At 74.9% G+C, this 2846-nt stretch carries 2 protein-coding genes; one reads left to right on the top strand and one right to left on the bottom strand.

The features are described 5' to 3' along the window. On the top strand, positions 1–1729 hold a 1729-nt coding region (locus B7767_RS12290; RefSeq protein WP_085572229.1), incomplete at its 5' end, for a hypothetical protein. Positions 1730–1786: 57 nt separating this feature from the next. Here the strand turns inward: B7767_RS12290 and B7767_RS12285 are convergent. Next, entirely contained in the window at positions 1787–2584 is a 798-nt protein-coding gene (locus B7767_RS12285; RefSeq protein ID WP_179167123.1) for an IclR family transcriptional regulator, read from the bottom strand. Positions 2585–2846 lie beyond the last annotated feature (262 nt).

Raw genomic sequence — 2846 nt, 5'->3', positions numbered from 1 at the left:
CACCGCCCGCGCGCTGCGCGCCGAGCGCTCCGAGATCGCGGGCGCCCCCGACGACGTGCCCGAGGACGGCACCGCAGCGCCGCAGGCCTCCCTGCCCGCCCTGCGCGAGGCCTACCGCGCCGCGTCCCAGCTGTACGAGAAGGTCGGCGTCGGCGCCGACCTGCGCGCCGAACAGGCCCGCGCGGAGAGCGACGAGAGCGCCGCCCGCGCCGAACTGGACCGGCTCAGCAACAAGGTCCGCACCCGCGCCGAGCAGTTGCTCCAGTCGCCCGACGGCTCCGACGGCCCCAGCCGGCAGGCCGCCGCCGCCCGCGCCGAGGAGCTGGTGCAGCTCCTGGAGACCCGCATGTCCAGCGCGAGCGAGCAGCTCGGACGGCTGCGCGGCGAGACCGAACGGCTCGCGCCCGAGGACGGCGAGGCGCACACCGGGCTCCCCGAGGAGCTGGTGCCGCGCGACGCCGAGCACGCGCAGACCCTCCTGCGCACCGCCACCACCGAACTCGCCTCCCGCAGCGAGGCCCTGGGCCAGGCCCGGGAGGCCCACGCCGGACTCCTCGACGCGCACCGCGCCGCCGAGGACGCGGCCAGTGGCTTCGACGAGATCGCCGCCATGCTCCGCGACCTGCTGCGCGAGCACGCCGGCGAGGAGGAGCAGGAGCAGCCCGAGCCCTACCCGGGCGGACTGGAGGACGCCCGGCAGTCCGCCGCCGAGGCCCGCCGCTCCCTGCGCGGCTGCGCCGCGGACCTGTCCGCCGCCGAGTCCGCCGTGCGCGAGGCGAGCGACGTCCTCGTCCGGCACGCCAACTCCACGCGCTACGAGCAGGTCCGCACCCCCGCGCGCCAGCAGATCCGCGAACTGCCCGCCTCGGCGCTGCCCGAGCACGCCCAGAAGTGGGCGGACGCCTTCGCCCCCCGGCTGCGGGTCCTCACCGACGAGCTGGAGCAGCTGGAGCGCAACCGCGACTCGATCGTGGACCGGCTGCGGGGCCTGGTCGAGTCCTCCCTCGCCACCCTCCGCTCCGCCCAGCGGCTGTCCCGGCTGCCGGAAGGGCTCGGCGAGTGGTCCGGACAGGAGTTCCTGCGCATCCGCTTCGAGGAGCCCGACCAGGCCACCCTCACCGAGCGGCTCGGCGAGGTCGTCGACGAGGCGACCCGGGCGGCCGTCAGGAAGAACTCCGACCTCCGGCGCGACGGCATGTCCCTGCTGCTGCGCGGGGTCGCCGCCGCCCTCCAGCCCAAGGGCGTCGCCGTCGAGATCCTCAAGCCCGACGCGGTACTGCGCGCCGAACGCGTCCCCGTGGGCCAGATGGGCGACGTGTTCTCCGGCGGCCAGCTGCTCACCGCGGCCATCGCCCTGTACTGCACGATGGCCGCACTGCGCTCCAACGACCGCGGCCGGGACAAGCACCGCCACGCCGGCACGCTGTTCCTGGACAACCCCATCGGCCGCGCCAACGCCACCTATCTCCTGGAGCTCCAGCGCGCGGTCTCCGACGCGCTCGGCGTCCAGCTCCTGTACACCACCGGTCTGTTCGACACCACGGCGCTCGCGGAGTTCCCGCTGGTCATCCGGCTGCGGAACGACGCCGACCTGCGGGCCGGCCTGAAGTACATCAGCGTGGAGGAACACCTCCGGCCGGGGCTCCCGCAGCAGGACCCGGCCGAGGAGGCACACAGCGAGATCACGGCGACCCGCATGTTCAAGCGGCCCGCGGCGGCGAGCGGCTGATCAGGCAGTGCCCCGGAGGAGGCCCCGAAGCCGATCAGGCGGCGCCCCGGCCGGGGCTCAGAGGCCGTAGCCCATGCGCCGGGACAACTCGGCCGCCGCCGTCACCGCCCGGCCGCCCAGTTCGGGCAGCCGGTCCGCACCCAGCCGGTACACCGGTCCGGAGACACTGATCGCCGCCATCACCGTGCCGTCGTGCGAGCGGACCGGCGCCGCGACGGCCGCGAGTCCCAGCTCCAGCTCCTCCAGCGTGGCGCCGTACCCCCGCTCGACCACCGTCTCCAGCTCACCGCGCAGCTCCGACGCCACGACGATCGTCCGCTCCGTGAACCGACGCAGCGGGCGCGCGAGGTGACCCTCACGAACGACGGGTGGCAGGTGGGCCAGGAACACCTTGCCGCCGGCGGTGGCGTGCAGCGGGGTGCGCCTGCCGAGCCAGTCCTGCGCGGTGACCGACGCCGTGCCCCGGGCCTGCATGATGTTGACGGCGGCGTCGTCGTCCAGCACCGCTATGTTCACCGTCTCGCCCAGCTCGTCGGCGAGCTCCCGGCAGACCGGGACGCCCTCCTGCGAGATGTCCAGCCGTACGGCGGCCGCCCCCGCGAGGCGCAGCACACCGGCACCCAGGTGGTACTTGCCGCGGTCCTTCGTCTGTGCCACGAGACCGCGGTTCTCCAGGACACCGAGCAGCCGGAAGGCCGTGGACTTGTGCACGCCCAGCTCGCCGGCGATCTCCGTGACACCCGCCTCGCCGTGCCGTGCCAGGATCTCCAGCACGCTCACCGCACGGTCCACCGACTGCACGGCACTCGTCGTGCCCCTCCCGGTCCCCCCGGGCTGTTTCCGCTCGCCGGTCATGGCTCGGCTCTCACCATCTGTCGGTAACCGTTGCGCAGGGCGCCTGCCGGCGCGCCATGTGCGACTTCAGCGTACCGAGGGCCCGCGTCCCGGCGAGGAAGCGGTCTCAGGGGTGCGAGAGCTGCCCGGCTCCGCCCCGTCGGCGTATTCGAGCCTGCGCCCGCTGGGCGGCCCGCTGCTGACGGCGGGCGCGGCGCCGCTCGCGCCGCAGGGCCCGCGCGGTGCTGCTGGGCGCGGACACCACGCCGTTGCGCTGATTCCA

Source organism: Streptomyces sp. 13-12-16 (genome assembly GCF_002114215.1).
Classification (GTDB): domain Bacteria; phylum Actinomycetota; class Actinomycetes; order Streptomycetales; family Streptomycetaceae; genus Streptomyces.
This window is presented reverse-complemented; position numbering and strand designations above follow the sequence as displayed.

Coding starts and splice junctions, on each gene's coding strand:
- B7767_RS12285 (WP_179167123.1), bottom strand. CDS start 2,584: ATGACCGGCGAGCGGAAACAGCCCGGGGGGACCGGGAGGGGCACGACG.